An 18,631-nucleotide genomic window follows, 5' to 3' on the forward strand; every position below is an offset into this window, starting at 1 on the left:
AGAATAAGGGGGTCGAGTAAAAGGTCATTTCTAGCTCTATACCCCACACCATTGGTACCTTCTGCCTCGAAAATACTCGGGAAGAGCAAGCGCTACGCCAGATCGATCAGATGCAGCTCAAAATGTCCCCGCTGGCGGTCAGCAAAGTAATGCTGCAAAGTCTCTTTCACAGTACGAAAAGCTAACTCATCCCACGGAATTTCATCTTCTGTAAATAAACGTGCTTCCATGGTCTCGAAACCCGGCTTGAATTGGTCGCTGAGCAGTGCAGCACGGTAATACATATGTACCTGCCCAATCAGTGGAACATTCAACAAACTGAACAGGGGGCCTATTTCAAACTGCGCACCAGCTTCTTCGTCGGTTTCACGGGCAGCACCCTGGGATGTGGTTTCGTTCAATTCCATGAACCCGGCAGGTAACGTCCATTTGCCCAGCCGCGGCTGAATATTGCGTTTGCACAGAAGCACACGGCCATCGGGCAGCACCGGAATGGTGCCAACGACATTAAGCGGGTTTTCATAGTGGATGGTGTGGCAGGCAGGACATACAGCGCGCACGCGCGTATCACCATCGTCGGGCAGGCGGTACTCCACGGCGCTGCCGCAGTGGCGGCAATACTGAACAGGACTGCGTAAGATCATGGCACGAGTTTTGTATGAAATAGGCCTGTAACGCTTATGTGGTAAGCGCTGACAGCTATCAAAATAAAGTTATACTGCGGTACTGTCGTTGCCGCCCAGACGCTTGAGTGCCTCACACCACCTGCAGTCGCAACAGACTGAGCCCCTCGATCCCTGCCTCCAGCAGATCGCCCGGCACTACCGCGCCTACACCTTCGGGCGTGCCGGTATAGATCAAATCGCCAGGCTGCAGCGCCCAGGCAGCAGACAAATGTTCAATGGTTTCGGCAATGCTCCAGATCAATTGGGCAACGCTGCTGCGCTGGCGCTCCTGACCATTCACCTGTAGCCAGATGGCCGCTTGCGTTAAGTCGCCTGCCTGCTCAACAGGTGTGATCGGACCGATGGGCGCGCTATGGTCAAAGCCCTTGCCAATGCACCAAGGCCGGCCTTGTTTTTTCATATCATTTTGCAAATCACGCCGCGTCATGTCCAAGCCGACGGCATAGCCATAGACATGCTGTAGGGCGGTGGCAGCAGGAATATTTTTGCCCTCTTTGCCGATCGCCACGACCAGTTCAACTTCATGGTGCAGATTGGCTGTCAGACTGGGGTAGTGAAGGGTGCCGATCTCTTCTGCGTTGACGGGTACCACCGCATCAGCTGGTTTCATGAAGAAAAATGGCGGTTCGCGGCCGCTGAAACCCATCTCTTTGGCATGCTCGGCATAGTTGCGTCCGACACAGTAAATGCGGTGTACGGCAAAACGCGCGGCAGATCCCAGTACCGGTACGCTGGCGACAACAGGCGGAGAAAATACGTAGTTCATGCAGGCCTTTCTAGTTTGCTTTTAGCGAGCGGGCAGTGTGCCACGCGGACCATGCGCACCGTACACTGGCGCCATGAAGGCCCTCGGTACTGTTGAGATTTTTATGTGCTCCATGCTGGCATTACGGCAGTGTCACCCATGATGACTGCCCAGGCAGGCGGCCCAGATCCCGATTGGCTACGCCCTGACTGGCCAGCACCAGGGCACATCCATGCGCTGTGCACGACCCGCGCCGGTGGCGTGAGCGCAGCGCCATTTGATAGCCTGAATTTGGGCGATCACGTTGGTGATATGCCCGCAGCCGTACATACCAATCGCCAGGTATTACAGGCTGCGCTGAATGCCATCACGCCAGGTACACAGCCTGTATTTTTGCAACAGGTGCATGGCACAAAAGTGCTGGATCTGCTGGAGAGGGAGGGCGCATTGCCAGCAGATTCCTGTGCTGATGCTTATGCCACCACGGCTGAGGGCCTGGCCTGCACCATTATGGTGGCCGACTGCCTGCCCGTGCTGCTGACCAACCGCCAAGGCAGCGCCGTAGCTGCGGCCCACGCCGGCTGGCGTGGGTTGGCGGGCACCGATGGCCTAGGCATTCTGGAGACGTTTTATAAGCATTTTGTGACGCTAATCCAGGCGCAACAAGCGCCCGTAGCTATCAAAAACGAAGCAATTGAAAATTCAGACATGGCAGCTGACCTTTTGGTTTGGCTCGGCCCGTGCATTGGTCCCCAGTCGTTTGAGGTCGGCGCAGAAGTGCGTGCCATCTTTTGTGCCCACGACAGTGCCGCTGCCGTACATTTTGTGCCCTATGGCCCAAGCAAATACCGGGCTGATCTGGCGGCCCTGGCGCGCCAGCGTCTGCGCGCACTGGGTATCACGCAGATCTATGGCAACGACGGCAGTGCCGAATGGTGCACGGTGGCCAACCCTTCACGTTTCTTCTCGCACCGGCGCGACAGTGCCACTTTGGGTGCTAGCGGACGCTTTGCCGTCTGCATCTGGCGCGGTTGAATGGGCCGCAGCGCCGGCTGCGGCAACACGCTCGGCCATGGCCTGCGCATGAAGGGCGCGCTTGCGTCCTGGTGTGCCCAAGATATACATCACGATGGACAGGGGCAGCAGCCCATACAGAACAAACGTGATGACCGCGCCGAGCACGGTGCCCACACTGCTGGTCGCTTCGACCAAGGCAGCCATGAGAACCACGTAAAGCCATGCAATAACGATCAAATACATCACAAAGTGTCCCAGTAAGGTAATTAGAAGGGTGGAAGCGTTACGATGTCTTGTAACTAGCAATGCCCGGAGCAAAAAACCAGCGCCGGGCTGATTTTCCGTTATCTCAGGAGGCCGCATGAGTTCTGATTCTGGTTGGGCTGAAAGTGCCCAGCAATTCCAGCAAGTTTTTGGTGATAGCTGGTCACGAGCGCTGGAGTCATTCCAGGGCATAGGCGCTTCGGCTGACACTGCCAAGCCCCAAGTGAAATTTTCACCAGAAAAAATCCAGGCCCTGCAGCAGCAATATATGGACCAGGCGCGCGAGCTGTGGACCCAAGGTATGCAAGGAGCCCCCAAGGTCGAGGGCGACAAGCGCTTTAGCGGCGAGAGTTGGGCCCAAAATCCTGTCGCAGCTTTCTCGGCCGCCTCCTATCTGCTCAACGCCCGCACCCTCATGGGCTTGGCAGATGCAGTCGATGCGGATGCCAAAACCCGGGCTCGCATCAGTTTTGGTGTCGAGCAATGGGTTGCTGCCATGGCCCCCAGCAATTTTCTGGCCTTCAACGCGGAAGCCCAGAAAAAAGCCATTGAAACCAAAGGCGAGAGCATTGCCAAAGGACTGCAAAACCTGCTGCACGATATCGGTCAGGGCCATGTATCGATGACCGATGAGAGCCTGTTCGAAGTAGGCCACAACGTCGCCACCACTGAAGGGGCGGTGGTGTTCGAAAACGAGCTGTTCCAACTCATCGAATACAAGCCTCTGACCGCCAAAGTGCACGAGCGTCCGTTCCTGTTCATTCCGCCGTGCATCAATAAGTTCTACATCCTCGATCTGCAGCCTGAAAACTCGTTCGTGCGCTATGCCGTCAGCCAAGGGCAGCGCACTTTTGTCGTCAGTTGGCGCAATGCGGACATGTCGATGGCGCAAACCACTTGGGACGATTACGTGGAAGACGGCGCAATTGAAGCCATCAGCGTAGTGCAGCAAATATCTGGGGCTGAGCAGATCAACGCTCTGGGATTTTGCGTTGGCGGAACCATCCTGAGCAACGCCTTGGCCGTACTGGCAGCACGGGGCCGCGAGCCTGTCGCCAGCGCCACCTTCCTGACCGCTCTGATCGACTTTACCGATACTGGCATTCTTGACCTGTTCATCGATGAAACCTCGGTCAAGTATCGTGAAATGGAAATGGGCCAGGGCGGCCTGATGAAGGGCAAGGATCTGGCATCGACGTTCAGCTTTTTGCGTCCCAACGATCTGGTCTGGAACTACGTGGTGGGCAACTACCTCAAGGGCGAAACCCCGCCGGCGTTTGATCTGCTCTACTGGAACAGCGACAGTACCAACCTGCCGGGACCGTTCTATGCTTGGTACCTGCGTAACATGTACCTTGAAAACAACCTCATCAAGCCCGGCAAGCTGACGGTATGCGGTGAAGTCATTGATCTGAACCAGGTCACGCTGCCGGTTTATATCTACGGCTCGCGCGAAGACCACATCGTGCCGATCAATTCCGCCTACGCCTCCACACAGGTGTTGCCTGGCGAAAAACGCTTTGTCATGGGCGCTTCGGGCCATATTGCTGGCGTGATCAACCCCCCCGCAAAAAACAAGCGCAGTCACTGGACACGCGATGACGGCCAACTGCCCGCATCGCTGGATGCCTGGCTTGCCGGTGCCCAGGAGCATGCGGGCAGCTGGTGGACGGATTGGGCGTCCTGGTTGCAAAAGCACAGCGGTAAATTGATTGCCGCCCCCAAGACCTATGGCAAGGGCGCAAAGTTCAAGGCCATCGAGCCGGCTCCCGGCCGCTACGTCAAGCAAAAAGCCTGACGCGTTTTTCCTCTCTCATCACAGGATTTTTACAATGGAAGATATCGTTATCGTTTCCGCCGCCCGTACGGCAGTAGGAAAATTTGGCGGCGCGCTGGCCAAGATCCCCGCCACAGAGTTGGGCAGCATTGCTGTACGCGAGGCGCTGGCCCGCGCCGGCGTACCTGCCGATCAGATCAGTGAAGTTATCCTGGGCCAAGTGCTAACAGCTGGTCTGGGCCAAAACCCAGCGCGTCAAACCCTGATCAAGGCGGGTATTGCCAAAGAAACGCCAGCGCTCACCATCAATGCCGTGTGTGGCTCGGGCCTCAAGTCGGTCATGTTGGCTGCGCAATCGATCATGACTGGCGACAACGAAATCGTCGTCGCTGGCGGCCAGGAGAACATGAGCGCCAGCCCACATGTGCTCAACGGCTCGCGTGATGGCCAGCGCATGGGCGACTGGAAAATGACCGACACCATGATCGTCGATGGTCTGTGGGACGTCTACAACCAGTACCACATGGGTATTACCGCTGAAAATGTCGCCAAGCAATACGCCATCACGCGCGAGATGCAAGACGCACTGGCACTGGCCAGTCAGCAAAAAGCGGCTGCTGCGCAAGACGCTGGCCGCTTTGCCGATGAAATCGTCGGTGTCAATATTCCGCAGCGCAAAGGCGACCCCGTCGTCTTCAATGTCGATGAATACCTCAATCGCAAGAGCACGGCCGACGTGTTGGCCGGTCTGCGCCCGGCCTTTGACAAAGCTGGTAGCGTCACCGCTGGCAATGCCTCGGGCCTGAATGATGGCGCCGCCGCCGTGGTCGTGATGAGCGCCAAAAAGGCCGCCGCCCTGGGCTTGACGCCGCTGGCACGGATTGCCTCGTTTGCCACCACCGGCCTGGATCCGGCCACCATGGGCATGGGTCCGGTATCTGCCACGCGCAAAGCCTTGCAACGCGCCGGTTGGAGCACCAACGACATCGACCTGTTTGAGCTGAACGAGGCATTTGCTGCACAGGCCTGTGCTGTCAATCAAGAACTGGCCATTGACCCCTCCAAGGTCAACGTCAACGGTGGCGCCATCGCCATCGGCCACCCGATTGGTGCATCTGGCGCCCGCATTTTGGTGACGTTGCTGCACCAGATGCAGCGCCAAGGCGCCAAAAAAGGCTTGGCCGCGCTGTGCATTGGCGGCGGCATGGGTGTCGCCATGGCGCTGGAGCGTTAAGCAGTATCTTTTGGCAGAACGACTTCAATCAGAAACACTGTCTTTATCACCTTAGTGTTTTCCTTCTCGTTAGCAGGGGATTTTCTGGTTAGAGTGGAGTCTGTCACCGAGAACTAACAAGGAGCAATTGAATGAGTAAAAAAGTAGCATACGTCACTGGTGGCATGGGCGGCATTGGAACCGCCATTTGTCAGCGCCTGCACAAAGAAGGCTTCACTGTCGTAGCAGGCTGCGGCCCCACACGCGACCATGCCAAATGGATCGCTGAACAGGCCGAGCTGGGCTATACCTTCTACGCCTCTGCGGGCAATGTGGGTGACTGGGACTCCACCGTCGCCGCCTTTGCCAAGGCCAAGGCGGATCACGGCAGCATCGATGTGCTGGTGAACAATGCCGGCATCACGCGCGACCGTATGTTCTTGAAAATGACCCGCGAAGACTGGGATGCCGTCATTGAAACCAACCTCAACAGCATGTTCAACGTCACCAAGCAAGTGGTGGCAGATATGGTGGAAAAGGGCTGGGGCCGTATTGTCAACATCTCTTCCGTCAACGGTGCCAAGGGCCAAGCTGGTCAGACCAACTATTCCGCTGCCAAAGCCGGTATGCATGGTTTCTCCATGGCATTGGCCCAAGAAATGGCAACCAAGGGCGTGACTGTGAACACCGTCAGCCCCGGTTATGTCGGCACCGAGATGGTCAAAGCCATTCGCCCCGACGTACTGGAAAAAATTGTTGCCACCGTGCCCGTCAAGCGCCTGGGTGAGCCGAGCGAGATCGCCTCGATCATTGCCTGGCTGGCTTCGGAAGAGGGCGGCTACGCGACCGGTGCTGAGTTTGCCGTGAATGGTGGTTTGCACATGAGCTAAAGCTTTATAGTGCCCGCCTCGGTGGTTGGCACTCAAGCCTTCAAAAAACCGTCCATTTTTGGGCGGTTTTTTTACGCCTGTCTTTGTCGTGTTCTGACTTTTATAGCGCAGTTGTTACTCCATGACTGTGCAGCGCCCAGCAAAAAACCCGCAACAGCGGGTTTTGGGTTAGCCAGAAGCTGATATTCTGGCATGGACAGTGTTTTATAGCGCTTGTGGGCGCCCAGTTGGAATCAGCAGCGAGCAGGAGCGCGCTTGCGATCGCGTTCGTCTTCAGGCCAAGCGGTGAGGATGGAGGTGGTAATCATGGTAGTCATTTGGATAAGTTCCGGTGATGAAACTACAACGTGACCCGCGACGTCTGCGTTGACAACGGCAGCACAAAAAAATGCAATCGCACCGGCACCCTCACACCAGTGCCCGTTTTTTGCTCAAGCGGTAACGGCCGATGCCGCCTCTATTTGCCCGGTCAACTCCAGCCAGCGCTCTTCCAGCGTGGCCGTTTCATCGCTGATGGCTTTCAGGCGCCGACCGCCGTCTGCGATGTCGGCCGGCGCCAGCGCTTGCGCCAGACGCTCTTGCAGGGCAGCGCCTTCGGTACTCAGTGCGGCCAAGCGCTGATCGATTTGCTCCAGTTCGCGTTTGAGTGGGCGCAGGCGTTCCAGCTGCTGCTGGCGCAGGGCAGCCTCCTGTTTGCGCTGTTCGCGGCCATCCCCTGATTTTTTTAGGTCATTTTGGCCTGTAGCGCTTATAGGCTCTCCGGTATTAGCTACTAAAACAGGAGCTATTTTTGCGGTGGTAGCTGGTACGGCGGGCACACTCGCCGCCGCTTTGGCGGCCAGGTTGTCGGCGGCGGCTTCGGTTTTGGCCAGTTCGCGCTGGCGCTTGGCTTCGTCCAGCAGATAGCGTTGGTAGTCGTCCAGGTCGCCATCGAAGGGGCCCACGGCGCCGCGCCCGACCATCCAGAATTCGTCACAGACGGCGCGCAGCAACGCACGGTCGTGGCTGACCAACATCACGGTACCTTCAAAATCGTTCAACGCCATCGACAGCGCCTCGCGCGTGGCCAAATCCAGGTGGTTGGTAGGCTCGTCCAGCAGCAGCAGATTCGGGCGTTGCCAAACGATCATCGCCAGCACCAAGCGGGCTTTTTCGCCGCCGCTCATACTGCCGACGCTTTGCTTGACCATGTCACCACTGAAATTAAAGGTGCCCAAATAACTGCGCAAGTCTTGTTCGCGACTGGGTTCACGGCTGTTGGGGCCCAGTTCACGTGCCAAACGCGCCATGTGCTCCAGCGGGTTTTCGTGCGGGCGCAGCACGTCCAGCTCTTGCTGGGCAAAGTAGCCAATCGACAAACCCCTTCCCTCGGTCACGGTACCAGCCAGCGCATTCATGGTGCGGGCAATAGTCTTGACCAAGGTCGATTTACCCTGACCGTTGGCACCTAAAATACCGATGCGCTGGCCGGCCAGCACGCTGCGGCTGACGTTTTGCAGAATGGTTTTGCTGCTGCCGTCTTCGGCCGTATAGCCAAAAGAAGCATCGCTGATGGCCAGCATCGGATTGGGCAAGTTGGCTGGCTCTTTGAATTCAAAGGTGAAGTCGGCATCGGCCAGCACCGGCGCGATTTTTTCCATGCGCTCGATGGCCTTGACGCGGCTTTGTGCCTGCTTGGCCTTGCTGGCCTTGGCCTTGAAGCGGTCAATGAACTTTTGCAGGTGAGCAATCTTGTCCTGCTGCTTGGCAAAGCTGGCACCTTGCAGCTCCAGCTGCTGCGCGCGCAGTTCTTCAAATTTGCTGTAGTTGCCGCCGTAGCGCGTCAACTGTGCGTTGTCGATGTGCAGGGTGACGTTGGTGATGGCATCCAAAAATTCGCGGTCGTGGCTGATGACGATCATCGTGCCGGTGTAGCGCTTGAGCCACGCCTCCAGCCACACGAGCGCATCCAAGTCCAAGTGGTTAGTCGGCTCGTCCAGCAGCAGCAAGTCAGATGGCGCCATCAGCGCGCGCGCCAATTGCAGGCGCATGCGCCAGCCGCCCGAGAAGCTATTGACCGGCTTGTCGAGCTCCGACACCTTGAAGCCCAGGCCCAGAATCAGTGCCTGGGCGCGCGGCACGGCGTCGTGGGAGCCCGCGTCGGCCAGATCGGTGTAGGCGTGGGCAATGGCCATGCCGTCATCGTCGGCTTCAGCCTGCACCAGTGCGGCCTCCAGTTCGACCAAGCGTGTGTCACCAGCCACCACAAAGTCGGTGGCGGGCTCGTCGGTTTCGGGCATGTTCTGCGCCACTTGGGCCATGCGCCACTGCGCCGGAATGTTGAAGCTGCCGCCGTCTTCGTGCAGGCTGCCGTTGAACAGCGCAAACAGGCTGGACTTGCCGGCGCCATTGCGTCCGACCAGACCGACGTTTTCTCCGGGATTGATGGTGGCGTTAACGCTGTTGAGCAACACCTTGGCGCTGCGGCGCAAGACGACGTTTTTAAGAGTGATCATGAGAAATTAAAGGGCATGCGTGGGTGCACGCCATGCCAGGAAACAGAAAACAGGAATCAGGAAGACCCCAAGACGTGAGGCGCTTCAGGAAGAAAGCATCAAGAGGAAAGAAAGCGGCTGAGGGCGTCGCAGGTGACCAGCAGGACTTGGTCTTCACCGGCGCTGGTTTCAAGCCAGAACACCGGTAGCTGCGGAAAACTGGCTTCAAAAAATTCACGCTCGTTGCCAATTTCTAGCACCAAAATAGCGTTTTCGGTCATGTGCGCAGGGGCTGCGTGCAACAGATGGCGAATGAAATTCATGCCATCGCTGCCGCCGGCCAGCGCCAGCACCGGCTCGGCGCGGTACTCGTCCGGCAGGGCGGCCATGCTGCTGGCGTTGACGTAGGGCGGGTTGCAAATGATCAGGTCCCACGGGCCGGGCAGGTGGTCCAAGCCATCGCTTTGCTGCAAAGTGATGCGCTCTTGCAGGTGGTGGCGATCGACATTAATCCGCGCCACGGCCAGCGCGTCGGGACAAATGTCGGCGCCGGTCACCTGCACCTCCGGCCAGGCCAGCGCGGCTAGCACGGCCAAACTGGCATTGCCAGTACACAAGTCCAGCACTTGCTGCGTGTGCTCGCCCAGCCAGTCGTCAAAGTCGCCATTGCCGATCAACTCGGCAATCAGGCTGCGCGGCACGATGGCGCGTTCATCGACATAAAACGACACGCCCTGCAGCCAGGCTTCGCGCGTCAGATAGGCGGCGGGTTTTCTGGTAGTAATGCGCTCTGCAAAAAGGGTAGCTACCAGCGCTTGTCCAGCGGGGGTTACTGCCTGATTTTGTACTGAATCAATGTCATCGCCCAGCGGCGCGTCCAGCGGCAGGCCCAGACGCCACAGCACCAGCCAGGCGGCTTCGTCAAAGGCATTGGTGGTGCCATGGCCAAAGGCAACGCCCGCCGCTTGCAGTAACTGCGTGCCTGAGGCAATAAGGCTGCCGACGGTGTCGCCCTGCAGGGCCGGGAGGTGGGGCGAGGGGGAGGTGCTCATGCCTGTGCTGCCAGCGCTTGCGCGTGCAGATTTTCCAAGGTGCGGCGGTAGATATTTTTCAACGGCTCGATGTCGGCAAGGGCAATGTGCTCGTCAATCTGATGGATGCTGGCATTGGGTGGGCCGCATTCAATCACCTGCGGACACAGGGTGGCAATGAAGCGGCCGTCGCTGGTGCCGCCGGTGGTGGACAGTTCGGTCTTCAGACCAGTCTCGGCGGCAATAGCTTGCTGTACAGCAACCACCAGTTCGCCCGGTGTGGTCAGAAAGGGTTGGCCGCCCAGCGTCCACTGCAAGGCGTACTCCAAACCATGGCGGTCGAGCACGGCGTGTACGCGCTGCTTGAGGGCTTCAGCGCTGGACTCGGTGCTGAAGCGAAAGTTGAAGTCGATGGTGACGTCGCCCGGAATCACATTGCTGGCGCCGGTGCCGCCGCGGATATTGCTCATCTGCCAGCTGGTCGGCTGAAAAAATGCATTGCCCTGGTCCCATACCGTACTGGCCAGTTCCGCCAATGCGGGTACGGCTTCATGGATGGGATTGCGCGCCAGCTGGGGGTAGGCAATGTGGCCCTGGATGCCACGCACTGTCAGCTTGCCGCTGAGCGTGCCGCGTCGGCCATTCTTGATCATGTCGCCGGTACGCTTGACGGCCGTAGGCTCGCCAACGATGCAATAGTCCAGCTGTTCGCCCCGCGCCTTGAGCTGCTCGATCACGATCTTGGTGCCATCGACCGAGGGCCCTTCTTCATCACTGGTGAGCAAGAAGGCAATGCTGAGCAGTGGCTTGGGCGTGGCGGCCAGAAACTCTTCCACAGCGACGACAAACGCCGCGATGGAGGTTTTCATGTCACTGGCGCCGCGTCCGTACAGCTTGCCGTCGCGCTGCGTCGGCGTAAACGGCGGGCTGCGCCACTGCGCCAACGGCCCAGTCGGAACGACGTCGGTATGGCCGGCGAAAACTATCGTTTTGATAGCTAAAGGCGCTTGATGTGTCTGCGTTACAGGCCATTTTGCCCATAAATTGCTAACCCGCAGCGTGGCCGGGCCGCTGTCCATGGTTTCGCAGGCAAAGCCCAGGGTTTGCAGATGTCCGGCCAGCAAAGGCAGGCAGCCAGCATCGTCGGGGGTGACGGAGGGGCAGGAAATGAGCTGTTCAGCCAGAGTCAGGGTACGGGACATCAGAAAGGAGGAGGGGGATCAGGCGCCCGACTTGACGTCGAGCACAATTTCAGTGAACGAAGGCTCTTCGTCCTCGTTTTTTTCGTTTTGCGCGGCCTGCTGGGCCCTGGCGGTGTTGCTGGCCAGAGAGAAGTCGTTTTGCAGGCGCCACATCAAATTGGTCGGCGAGTCGGCATAGGCCAGACCTTCCTTGCGGTCGATGCGATTTTCCATGATCAGACGCGCTAGATCTTCTTCAAAAGTTTGCGAGCCTTCAGCCATGGATTTTTCCATGGCTTCACGCACGCTGGAAAAATCGCTTTTTTCGATCAACTCGGAAATCAGCTTGGTGTTGAGTAGCACTTCTACAGCGGGCACGCGACCACCCGAAGCCGTACGCACCAAGCGCTGTGAAATGATGGCCTTGAGGGCGGAGGACAGGTCGCCCAGCATGGTGGCGCGCACCTCGACTGGGTAAAAACTCAGGATGCGGTTGAGCGCCTGGTAGCTGTTGTTGGCGTGCAGCGTGGCCAGACACAGGTGACCCGACTGCGCATAGGCAATCGCCGCCGACATGGTTTCGCGGTCACGGATTTCGCCGATCAGGATCACATCGGGCGCCTGGCGCAGGGCGTTTTTCAGTGCCATTTGCAGCGATTGCGTGTCGCTGCCGACTTCGCGCTGGTTGACGATGGATTTCTTGTTCTTGAACTGGAATTCCACCGGGTCTTCGATGGTCAGGATATGCCCCGTCTGCAGACTGTTGCGCCGGTCGATCATGGCTGCCAGCGTGGTGCTTTTGCCTGAGCCGGTGGCACCGACCACCAGCACCAGACCGCGTTTTTCCATGATCAGGTCGCCCAGTATCGGCGGCAGGTTCAGGGCATTCAAATCGGGAATATCTTGCGAAATGAAGCGGACCACTACCGCATAGGTGCCGCGCTGGCGCATGGCGCTGACGCGAAAACGCCCGACCCCCTTGATGGGTACGCCCATGTTCAGCTCGCCGGATTCTTCCAGTTCCTCAATGCGGTTGGGGGGCACCACTTCAGCCAACAGATTGCGCGGCGCATCGGGTGGCAAAATTTGGTTGTTGATCGGCACGCACTCGCCATTGATCTTGATGAGGGCGGGCGCATTCGCCGATAAGTAAACGTCCGAGGCCTTTTTTTCGGCCATCAGGCGCAGGATGCGCTCCATTGTGCTCATGGTGTCTCTTTTGTCGTAATGGAGTACGGATGCCTGCGCCGTGCCTGCCTCAGTCGCGCAGCAGGTCGTTCAGGCTGGTCGTCGAACGGGTCTTGGCATCCACTTTTTTGACGATGATGGCGGCGTACATGCTGTATTTGCCGCCTTCCTTGGGCAGGCTGCCACTGATGACCACCGAGCCAGCCGGAATGCGGCCATAGCTGATTTCGCCCGTCGCACGGTCGTAAATCGGTGTGCTTTGGCCTAGATACACGCCCATGCTGATGACCGAGTTTTCTTCGACGATCACGCCCTCGACCACTTCGGAGCGCGCGCCAATGAAGCAGTTGTCTTCAATGATGGTCGGGTTGCCCTGCAGGGGTTCGAGCACGCCGCCCAGGCCGACACCGCCAGACAGGTGGACGTTTTTGCCGACTTGGGCGCAAGAGCCGACCGTGGCCCACGTGTCAACCATGGTGCCTTCATCGACATAGGCGCCAATGTTGACGTAAGAGGGCATTAGGATGGCGCCTTTGGCAATAAAGCTGCCGCGCCGTGCCACGGCGGGCGGCACCACGCGCACGCCGGTGGCGGCCATTTCTTCGGCACTGAGGTGGCCAAAACGGGTCGGCACCTTGTCGTAAAAACCCAGATCGCCGGCACGCATCAGGACGTTGTCGGACAGGCGAAATGACAGCAGCACGGCTTTCTTGATCCACTGGTGCACCGTCCATTGGCCCACGCTCTCACGTGTGGCGACACGCAGTTCGCCGTTATTGAGCTGGGTGATGACCTGTTCAACGGCGTCACGCACGTCCTGCGGGGCATTGGAGGGGGACAAATGGGCACGATCGTCCCAGGCGGCGTCGATGGTGCTTTGCAGAGAGTGGCTCATGGGGAGGGAATGGAGTGAGATTGGATGAATTGAACGATGCGTTGTGCCGCTTGCACGCATTCTTGGGTTTCGGCCACCAGGGCCATGCGCACGCGCTGTGCGCCAGGATTGACCCCTGCCACGTTACGGGCCAGATAGCTGCCAGGCAAAACCGTCACATTGTATTGACTCAGCAATTGTTGGGCGAATGCGGTGTCACTCAGCCCCAGTTGCTCGGGCACGCGCGCCCACAGGTAAAAGCCGGCGTCAGGCAGCTGCACCTCCATCACGGCAGACAACAGGGGCGTGAGTTGGGCGAATTTTTCGCGGTACTGGGCACGGTTGTCGATGACATGCTGCTCATCGCTCCAGGCGGCGATGCTGGCCGCTTGCACCGCCAGACCCATGGCGCTGCCGTGGTAGGTGCGATAGAGCAAAAACGCCCGCATCAGCGCGGCGTCGCCCGCAACAAAACCGCTGCGCAGCCCCGGCACATTGCTGCGTTTGGACAGGCTGGTAAAGGACACCAGATTCTTGAAGTCGCTGCGACCCAGTTGGGCGGCGGCTTCCAAACCGCCCAGCGGTGGCTCGTCACGGAAATAGATTTCGCTATAGCACTCGTCTGACGCAATCACAAAGCCATGGCGGTCCGACAGGGCAAACAGCTTTTCCCACTCGGACAACGGCATCACGGCGCCGGTGGGGTTGCCGGGTGAGCAGACAAACAGCAGTTGTGTGCGCTGCCAGACAGACTCGGGCACGCTGTCCCAGTCGACGGCAAAGTTGCGCCCTGGGTCGCTGGGGGCAAAGTAGGGCGTGGCCCCGGCCAGCAAGGCGGCGCCTTCGTAGATTTGATAGAACGGATTGGGGCAGACCACGACAGGGTCTTTTTGCGTTGGATCGACGATGGTCTGGGTGAAGGCAAACAGTGCTTCCCGCGAGCCATTGATCGGCAGCACCTGCGTCGCTGGGTCCAGCGCCAGCCCATAACGCCGACCGATCCAGCCGGTAAACGCTTCGCGCAGACGCAACTCGCCGGCGGTGACCGGATAGCTGGCCAGTCCGCCCAAACCTGCCGTGAGCGCTTCTTTGATGAATGCCGGGGTAGCATGGCGCGGCTCACCCATCCCCAGGCTGATCGGCGTCAGATGGGGCGGCGGGGTGATGCCATCAAAAAGCTGTCGCAGCCGCTCAAAAGGATAGGGCTGCAATAAAGGGAGCAGAGGATTCATGGGGCGCAATTATCGCGGATGCCTGTCTTGTCTGAAGGGTACATGGCTGTGTGAGCAGAATGCTGGGCAAGCACACCGCAAAAGATGCCAAGTGGCGCCGAAAGGTCGTCAGTCTTGCGCAAGAAAATGTAACCAGTATGGGCTGCTACAAGAGCTGTTTCCTGTAGGGTCAGGTGCCCATGTTCAAGAAGGCTGCAGGCAGCGCACCCTTCTCTACCGTTTGGAGACGCGAACCGATGTCTGGATCCCTTTTTTTACGCCCCGGTGTATGGTTTCTGCGGCGTTTTCGACTGTTCACCAAACTGGCATTGCTGGGATGTAGCTGGTTGGCGGCTTTGGCGCTTCTGCCCGCACTGGCGCTGCGGGGTGCTGCACCGCAGGTGGTGTGGGGCGTCTCGGGCTTCTGCGCGGTTTTTGCTGTCTATACGTTGCTGACGCTTTACGCCAGCCTGTCCAGCGACCTGACGGCGCTAGCCCATGCCATGGAGCAAACCACCCAAGGCAATTTGTGTGTCCAAGTACCGGTACATGGGAACGATGAATTTGCCGACTTGGCGCTGTTGCTGGATCGGATGGTGATTGCCCTCTCGGGCATGGTGGCCAATATCCGCAGCAACGCGGCCCTGGTAGCCCATGCCGGGCAAGGCTTGGCCGAGGACAACCGGGCGCTGGCCGATCGCACGGAGCAGCAGGCGGCGAACCTTGAACAGACGGCAGCCAGCGTGGAGCAGTTGTCTGGTGCCGTACAAAACAACGCGGAAACGGCGCGCGCAGCAGATCAACGTGCCAGCCAAGTCAGCCGTGCGGCCGATGAAGGCGTACAGGCGATGGCCCGGGCGGTGCAGTCGGTGGAGGCCATCCAGCAGGGCGCCCGGCGCATGAACGAGATCATTGGCGTGATTGACGGCATCGCCTTTCAGACCAATATCCTGGCCCTGAATGCTGCCGTCGAGGCGGCCCGCGCTGGCGAGCAGGGACGCGGTTTTGCCGTGGTGGCCTCCGAGGTACGCATGTTGGCCGGACGCTCGGGTGAGGCCGCGCGTGAGATCCGCGCGCTCATCAGCGCTTCAGTGCAACAGGTGGAATCGAGTGCGAGCCTGATTCGATCCGCCGGCGATGGTATTTCCACCATGGCCAGCGGTATCCGCAGCGTGGCTACCAGCGTGTCGGAGATTTCCACCTCGGGTGCCGAGCAAAGCACCGGCCTACAAGAAATCACCGCTGCCGTTCGCCAGCTCGACCAGATCACCCAACACAATGCACAGATGGTCGAGCACGCCGTCGAACAGGCCGTGGCACTGAGAGGGCGTGCCAGCACCTTGTCCAGTGCGGTGGCTGCTTTTCGGTTGCAACAAGGCACGGCGGATGAAGCCACTGCGCTGGTCGGACGCGCTGCTGCTCTGCGCCGCAGCACCTCGGCGCACCAGTTTTTACATACCCTGACAGACAGCAGCCAGCCCTACCATGACCGCGACATGTATGTGTTTGTGCTCGATAGTGCTGGCACCTACCGGGCGTTTGGTGGCAATGCCGCCAAGATCGGCACCCGTGTGCAGGACATTCCCGGCATCGCTGGCGATCAGTTGGTGCACGACATCATCGTGCAGGCCGAGCGCGGGCCGGGCTGGGTTGAGTACGACATCACCAACCCTGCCACGGGGGCGGTGCAAACCAAAATGTCGTTTGTGCAGCGGGTCGATGAAATGTACCTGGGCTGCGGGGTGTACAAGACACTGGCCGTGCGCGGCTGATCAAGCAGATCAAAGTTTGCGTTGTGCGCGGGCACGGGCCAACGCCGCAGCAATGGCCGCTTTTTTAGTATCCACCGCAGGCGCAGCCTCCTGCTCTGGCGTTTCTAGCGCCAGGCGCTGCTGGCGCCCGATATGGCGCTGGCGTGCGTGCTCTGCCTGTAGTGGGGACCATGCCGCCCAACCAGAATTTGATCCGCTGGCGTTGATCAGCGCAATGCAATCGACAGGGCACACTGGAATGCACAACTCACAGCCCGTGCAATGGGCCGCAATAACGGTGTGCATGAGTTTGTTGGCACCCAAGATGGCGTCGGTAGGGCAGGCCTTGATGCACAACGTGCAGCCAATGCACCAATCTTCATCGATCAGGGCCAGCGTGCGCGGGCCTTCTGCGCCGTGCTCGGGATTGAGCGGGCGCGGCGCCTGCCCGGTCAGCGCCACCAGCCGGGAAATACCTTCTTCTCCGCCCGGTGGACATTGGTCAATGCCCGCCTCGCCAGCAGCCACTGCCTGCGCATAGTGCGCGCAGTCAAGGTAGCCGCAGCGCGTGCATTGCGTTTGCGGCAGGACAGCATCAATACGTGCTGCCAGACCTGTCAAGTGCAGTGCCAAAGGCACCGAGAACGTGTTCACGCTCCCCGCGCTCGGGTTCAGGACTTGCGGTTGTTGCGCCTGCGTCCCTTGGTCAGGGGCGATGCTGCCGTCACTGCTGCGATCTGCTGGCCTTCCTTGATTTCTGGAGCCGGGGCGGTGGCTGCGGCTCCCGTGATCGGGCTGACGGGTGCAGCAGCTTTTGCGGGTGCTGGGGGTACCGCATTGGCTACGCTGGCTACAAGTGCGACAGCAGGTGCCGCCTTTGGAGACGTATCGTTATCAAGAATGAACTGGCGCACATACGGGTACACGTTTTCGCGCCAGCGTCGGCCGCTGAAAATGCCATAGTGGCCTGCGCCCTTGGCATCCAGGTGGTTATGGTCTTTTTTCACCAGGCTGGTGCACAAATCGTGCGCGGCCTGGGTCTGTCCAGAGCCGGAGATATCATCTAGCTCGCCTTCGACTGTGAGCAGTGCCGTGGTGGTGATGTCTTGTGGGCGCACGCGCTCGAGCTCTCCGGCAGGCGAGCGCACGTCCCAGGTGCCGTTCATCAGCGAGTATTCTTGGAACACCGTCTTGATGGTTTCGAGGTAGTAGGCGGCATCCATGTCCAGCACGGCGTTGTACTCGTCGTAGAACTTGCGGTGTGCTTCGGTGCTGGCGTCGTCGCCCTTGATCAGATCTTTGAAGTAATCGTAGTGGTTGGTGGCGTGGCGGTCGGGGTTCATGGCCACAAAGCCGGTGTATTGCAAAAACCCAGGATAGACGCGACGGCCGGCACCCGGAAAGCTGTCGGGCACAGGGTAAATCACATTTTTCTCAAACCACTCATAACTGCGGGTGGCAGCCATGTTATTCACTTCGGTGGGCGACCGGCGTGCATCAATCGGGCCGCCCATCATGGTCATGGACAGGGGGGTGGTCTCGCCCCGGCTGGCCATAAGCGACACAGCAGCCAGCACCGGCACGGTGGGCTGACACACGCTGATGATGTGGCAGTTACCGTATTTGCCCTGCAGGTGGCGGATGAATTCCTGCACATAGTTGACGTAGTCATCCAGGTGGAATTCGCCCTCGGACAAAGGTACCAGGCGGGCATTTTTCCAATCGGTGATATAGACCTTTTGGTCTTTCAGCATGGTGCGCACCGTATCGCGCAGCAAGGTGGCGTAGTGGCCCGACAGCGGTGCCACGACCAGCACCACCGGCTGGTTTTTCAGCTTGCTCAGGGTAACGGTGTCGTCCGAGAAACGCTTGAAGCGGCGCAGTTCGCAAAAAGGCTTGTCCAGCTCGATACGCTCATGGATGGCGACGCCGACACCATCGACATCGACAGTGGTAATACCGAAAACAGGTTTTTCATAGCCTTTGCCAAGCCGGTACGCCAGATCGTAGCCAGCTGAAATGCGCTGCGATAGGTGCGTCTTGCTCAGTGGAAACGCTGATCCACCATACAACTTGGCAGCTGCTTGAGCAAAGTCGGCAAATGGCCCCATCAAAGAGCGTTGAGTTTCATAGATCTGATAAAGCATGGCATGGCCTAGGTTATGTTGCAGTGCAATATAACAGTACTTTGTTACTTCGAGAGCAGCGGCTCATGCGAGATACTGACGCACCACAGGTTGCGAGAGATCAATGACAAGCATGTGCATCGCTCGCACTGCAAAATATACTGTTCTTTTTATTGCGTCACATCAAATTTTTTTAGCAACCA

Annotated in this window: 16 protein-coding genes; 5 read left to right on the forward strand and 11 right to left on the reverse strand. The window is 58.9% G+C overall.

The features are described 5' to 3' along the window. Positions 1 to 92: 92 nt before the first annotated feature. Complete coding sequence (locus Q390_RS0105075; protein WP_027995091.1) at positions 93 to 644, reverse strand: NUDIX hydrolase; 552 nt, start codon at positions 642 to 644, stop codon at positions 93 to 95. A gap of 112 nt (positions 645 to 756) precedes the next feature. Further along, complete coding sequence (locus tag Q390_RS0105080; RefSeq protein ID WP_027995092.1) at positions 757 to 1,452, reverse strand: fumarylacetoacetate hydrolase family protein; 696 nt, start codon at positions 1,450 to 1,452, stop codon at positions 757 to 759. Between the two features lie 141 nt (positions 1,453 to 1,593). Here Q390_RS0105080 and pgeF point away from each other — a divergent pair, with 141 nt between their 5' ends. Beyond that, a complete protein-coding gene (gene pgeF, locus Q390_RS0105085) occupies positions 1,594 to 2,466 on the forward strand; it encodes a peptidoglycan editing factor PgeF (RefSeq protein ID WP_027995093.1) in 873 nt (290 codons plus the stop codon). Here pgeF and Q390_RS20280 read toward each other — a convergent pair. Then, a complete protein-coding gene (locus Q390_RS20280; protein WP_084153783.1) occupies positions 2,386 to 2,691 on the reverse strand; it encodes a hypothetical protein in 306 nt (101 codons plus the stop codon). The genes pgeF and Q390_RS20280 overlap by 81 nt on opposite strands. 118 nt (positions 2,692 to 2,809) lie before the next feature. Here Q390_RS20280 and Q390_RS0105095 point away from each other — a divergent pair, with 118 nt between their 5' ends. The 3 genes from Q390_RS0105095 (at position 2,810) to phbB (ending at position 6,592) form a co-directional block, all read left to right on the forward strand. Beyond that, positions 2,810 to 4,510, forward strand: coding sequence for a PHA/PHB synthase family protein (locus Q390_RS0105095; protein ID WP_027995095.1), 1,701 nt, complete (start codon positions 2,810 to 2,812; stop codon positions 4,508 to 4,510). A 34-nt stretch (positions 4,511 to 4,544) separates the two neighbouring features. Then, positions 4,545 to 5,723, forward strand: a complete 1,179-nt coding sequence (locus tag Q390_RS0105100; protein WP_027995096.1) for an acetyl-CoA C-acetyltransferase — start codon at positions 4,545 to 4,547, stop codon at positions 5,721 to 5,723. A 131-nt stretch (positions 5,724 to 5,854) separates the two neighbouring features. Further along, complete coding sequence (gene phbB, locus Q390_RS0105105) at positions 5,855 to 6,592, forward strand: acetoacetyl-CoA reductase (protein ID WP_027995097.1); 738 nt, start codon at positions 5,855 to 5,857, stop codon at positions 6,590 to 6,592. A gap of 431 nt (positions 6,593 to 7,023) precedes the next feature. On the opposite strand, the gene Q390_RS0105110 is transcribed toward phbB, so the two are convergent. The 6 genes from Q390_RS0105110 to dapC form a co-directional block, all read right to left on the reverse strand. Then, positions 7,024 to 9,087, reverse strand: a complete 2,064-nt coding sequence (locus tag Q390_RS0105110) for an ABC-F family ATP-binding cassette domain-containing protein (protein WP_027995098.1) — start codon at positions 9,085 to 9,087, stop codon at positions 7,024 to 7,026. Positions 9,088 to 9,185: 98 nt separating this feature from the next. Further along, on the reverse strand, positions 9,186 to 10,118 hold the full coding sequence (gene prmB / locus Q390_RS0105115) for a 50S ribosomal protein L3 N(5)-glutamine methyltransferase (RefSeq protein ID WP_027995099.1): 933 nt from the start codon (positions 10,116 to 10,118) through the stop codon (positions 9,186 to 9,188). Continuing rightward, on the reverse strand, positions 10,115 to 11,299 hold the full coding sequence (dapE, locus tag Q390_RS0105120) for a succinyl-diaminopimelate desuccinylase (RefSeq protein WP_027995100.1): 1,185 nt from the start codon (positions 11,297 to 11,299) through the stop codon (positions 10,115 to 10,117). Before dapE ends, prmB begins: the two co-directional genes overlap by 4 nt. Before the next feature lie 18 nt (positions 11,300 to 11,317). Beyond that, on the reverse strand, positions 11,318 to 12,487 hold the full coding sequence (locus Q390_RS0105125; protein ID WP_027995101.1) for a PilT/PilU family type 4a pilus ATPase: 1,170 nt from the start codon (positions 12,485 to 12,487) through the stop codon (positions 11,318 to 11,320). 49 nt (positions 12,488 to 12,536) lie between these two features. Then, entirely contained in the window at positions 12,537 to 13,361 is an 825-nt protein-coding gene (gene dapD, locus Q390_RS0105130) for a 2,3,4,5-tetrahydropyridine-2,6-dicarboxylate N-succinyltransferase (RefSeq protein WP_027995102.1), read from the reverse strand. Beyond that, positions 13,358 to 14,572: a succinyldiaminopimelate transaminase gene (gene dapC, locus Q390_RS0105135; RefSeq protein ID WP_027995103.1), complete on the reverse strand. Its 1,215-nt coding sequence runs from the start codon at positions 14,570 to 14,572 to the stop codon at positions 13,358 to 13,360. The genes dapD and dapC overlap by 4 nt, the downstream gene beginning before the upstream one ends. A gap of 236 nt (positions 14,573 to 14,808) precedes the next feature. On the opposite strand from dapC, the gene Q390_RS0105140 reads away from it, so the two are divergent. Continuing rightward, a complete protein-coding gene (locus tag Q390_RS0105140) occupies positions 14,809 to 16,323 on the forward strand; it encodes a methyl-accepting chemotaxis protein (RefSeq protein ID WP_027995104.1) in 1,515 nt (504 codons plus the stop codon). Positions 16,324 to 16,332: 9 nt separating this feature from the next. On the opposite strand, the gene Q390_RS0105145 is transcribed toward Q390_RS0105140, so the two are convergent. Next, positions 16,333 to 16,956 carry an RnfABCDGE type electron transport complex subunit B gene (locus Q390_RS0105145; protein ID WP_051603040.1) on the reverse strand — a complete coding sequence of 208 codons (624 nt, stop codon included), beginning with the start codon at positions 16,954 to 16,956 and terminating at the stop codon, positions 16,333 to 16,335. Positions 16,957 to 16,973: 17 nt separating this feature from the next. Next, on the reverse strand, positions 16,974 to 18,449 hold the full coding sequence (locus Q390_RS0105150; protein WP_027995106.1) for a polyhydroxyalkanoate depolymerase: 1,476 nt from the start codon (positions 18,447 to 18,449) through the stop codon (positions 16,974 to 16,976). Positions 18,450 to 18,631: the final 182 nt, after the last annotated feature.

It is taken from the genome of Simplicispira psychrophila DSM 11588 (assembly GCF_000688255.1).
Lineage (GTDB): Bacteria > Pseudomonadota > Gammaproteobacteria > Burkholderiales > Burkholderiaceae_C > Simplicispira > Simplicispira psychrophila.

Coding starts and splice junctions, on each gene's coding strand:
- Q390_RS0105080 (WP_027995092.1), bottom strand. CDS start 1,452: ATGAACTACGTATTTTCTCCGCCTGTTGTCGCCAGCGTACCGGTACTG.
- phbB (WP_027995097.1), top strand. CDS start 5,855: ATGAGTAAAAAAGTAGCATACGTCACTGGTGGCATGGGCGGCATTGGA.
- Q390_RS20280 (WP_084153783.1), bottom strand. CDS start 2,691: ATGTATTTGATCGTTATTGCATGGCTTTACGTGGTTCTCATGGCTGCC.
- dapC (WP_027995103.1), bottom strand. CDS start 14,572: ATGAATCCTCTGCTCCCTTTATTGCAGCCCTATCCTTTTGAGCGGCTG.
- Q390_RS0105125 (WP_027995101.1), bottom strand. CDS start 12,487: ATGAGCACAATGGAGCGCATCCTGCGCCTGATGGCCGAAAAAAAGGCC.
- Q390_RS0105150 (WP_027995106.1), bottom strand. CDS start 18,449: ATGCTTTATCAGATCTATGAAACTCAACGCTCTTTGATGGGGCCATTT.
- Q390_RS0105140 (WP_027995104.1), top strand. CDS start 14,809: ATGTCTGGATCCCTTTTTTTACGCCCCGGTGTATGGTTTCTGCGGCGT.
- Q390_RS0105100 (WP_027995096.1), top strand. CDS start 4,545: ATGGAAGATATCGTTATCGTTTCCGCCGCCCGTACGGCAGTAGGAAAA.
- dapE (WP_027995100.1), bottom strand. CDS start 11,299: ATGTCCCGTACCCTGACTCTGGCTGAACAGCTCATTTCCTGCCCCTCC.
- dapD (WP_027995102.1), bottom strand. CDS start 13,361: ATGAGCCACTCTCTGCAAAGCACCATCGACGCCGCCTGGGACGATCGT.
- Q390_RS0105095 (WP_027995095.1), top strand. CDS start 2,810: ATGAGTTCTGATTCTGGTTGGGCTGAAAGTGCCCAGCAATTCCAGCAA.
- Q390_RS0105075 (WP_027995091.1), bottom strand. CDS start 644: ATGATCTTACGCAGTCCTGTTCAGTATTGCCGCCACTGCGGCAGCGCC.
- Q390_RS0105110 (WP_027995098.1), bottom strand. CDS start 9,087: ATGATCACTCTTAAAAACGTCGTCTTGCGCCGCAGCGCCAAGGTGTTG.
- prmB (WP_027995099.1), bottom strand. CDS start 10,118: ATGAGCACCTCCCCCTCGCCCCACCTCCCGGCCCTGCAGGGCGACACC.
- pgeF (WP_027995093.1), top strand. CDS start 1,594: ATGACTGCCCAGGCAGGCGGCCCAGATCCCGATTGGCTACGCCCTGAC.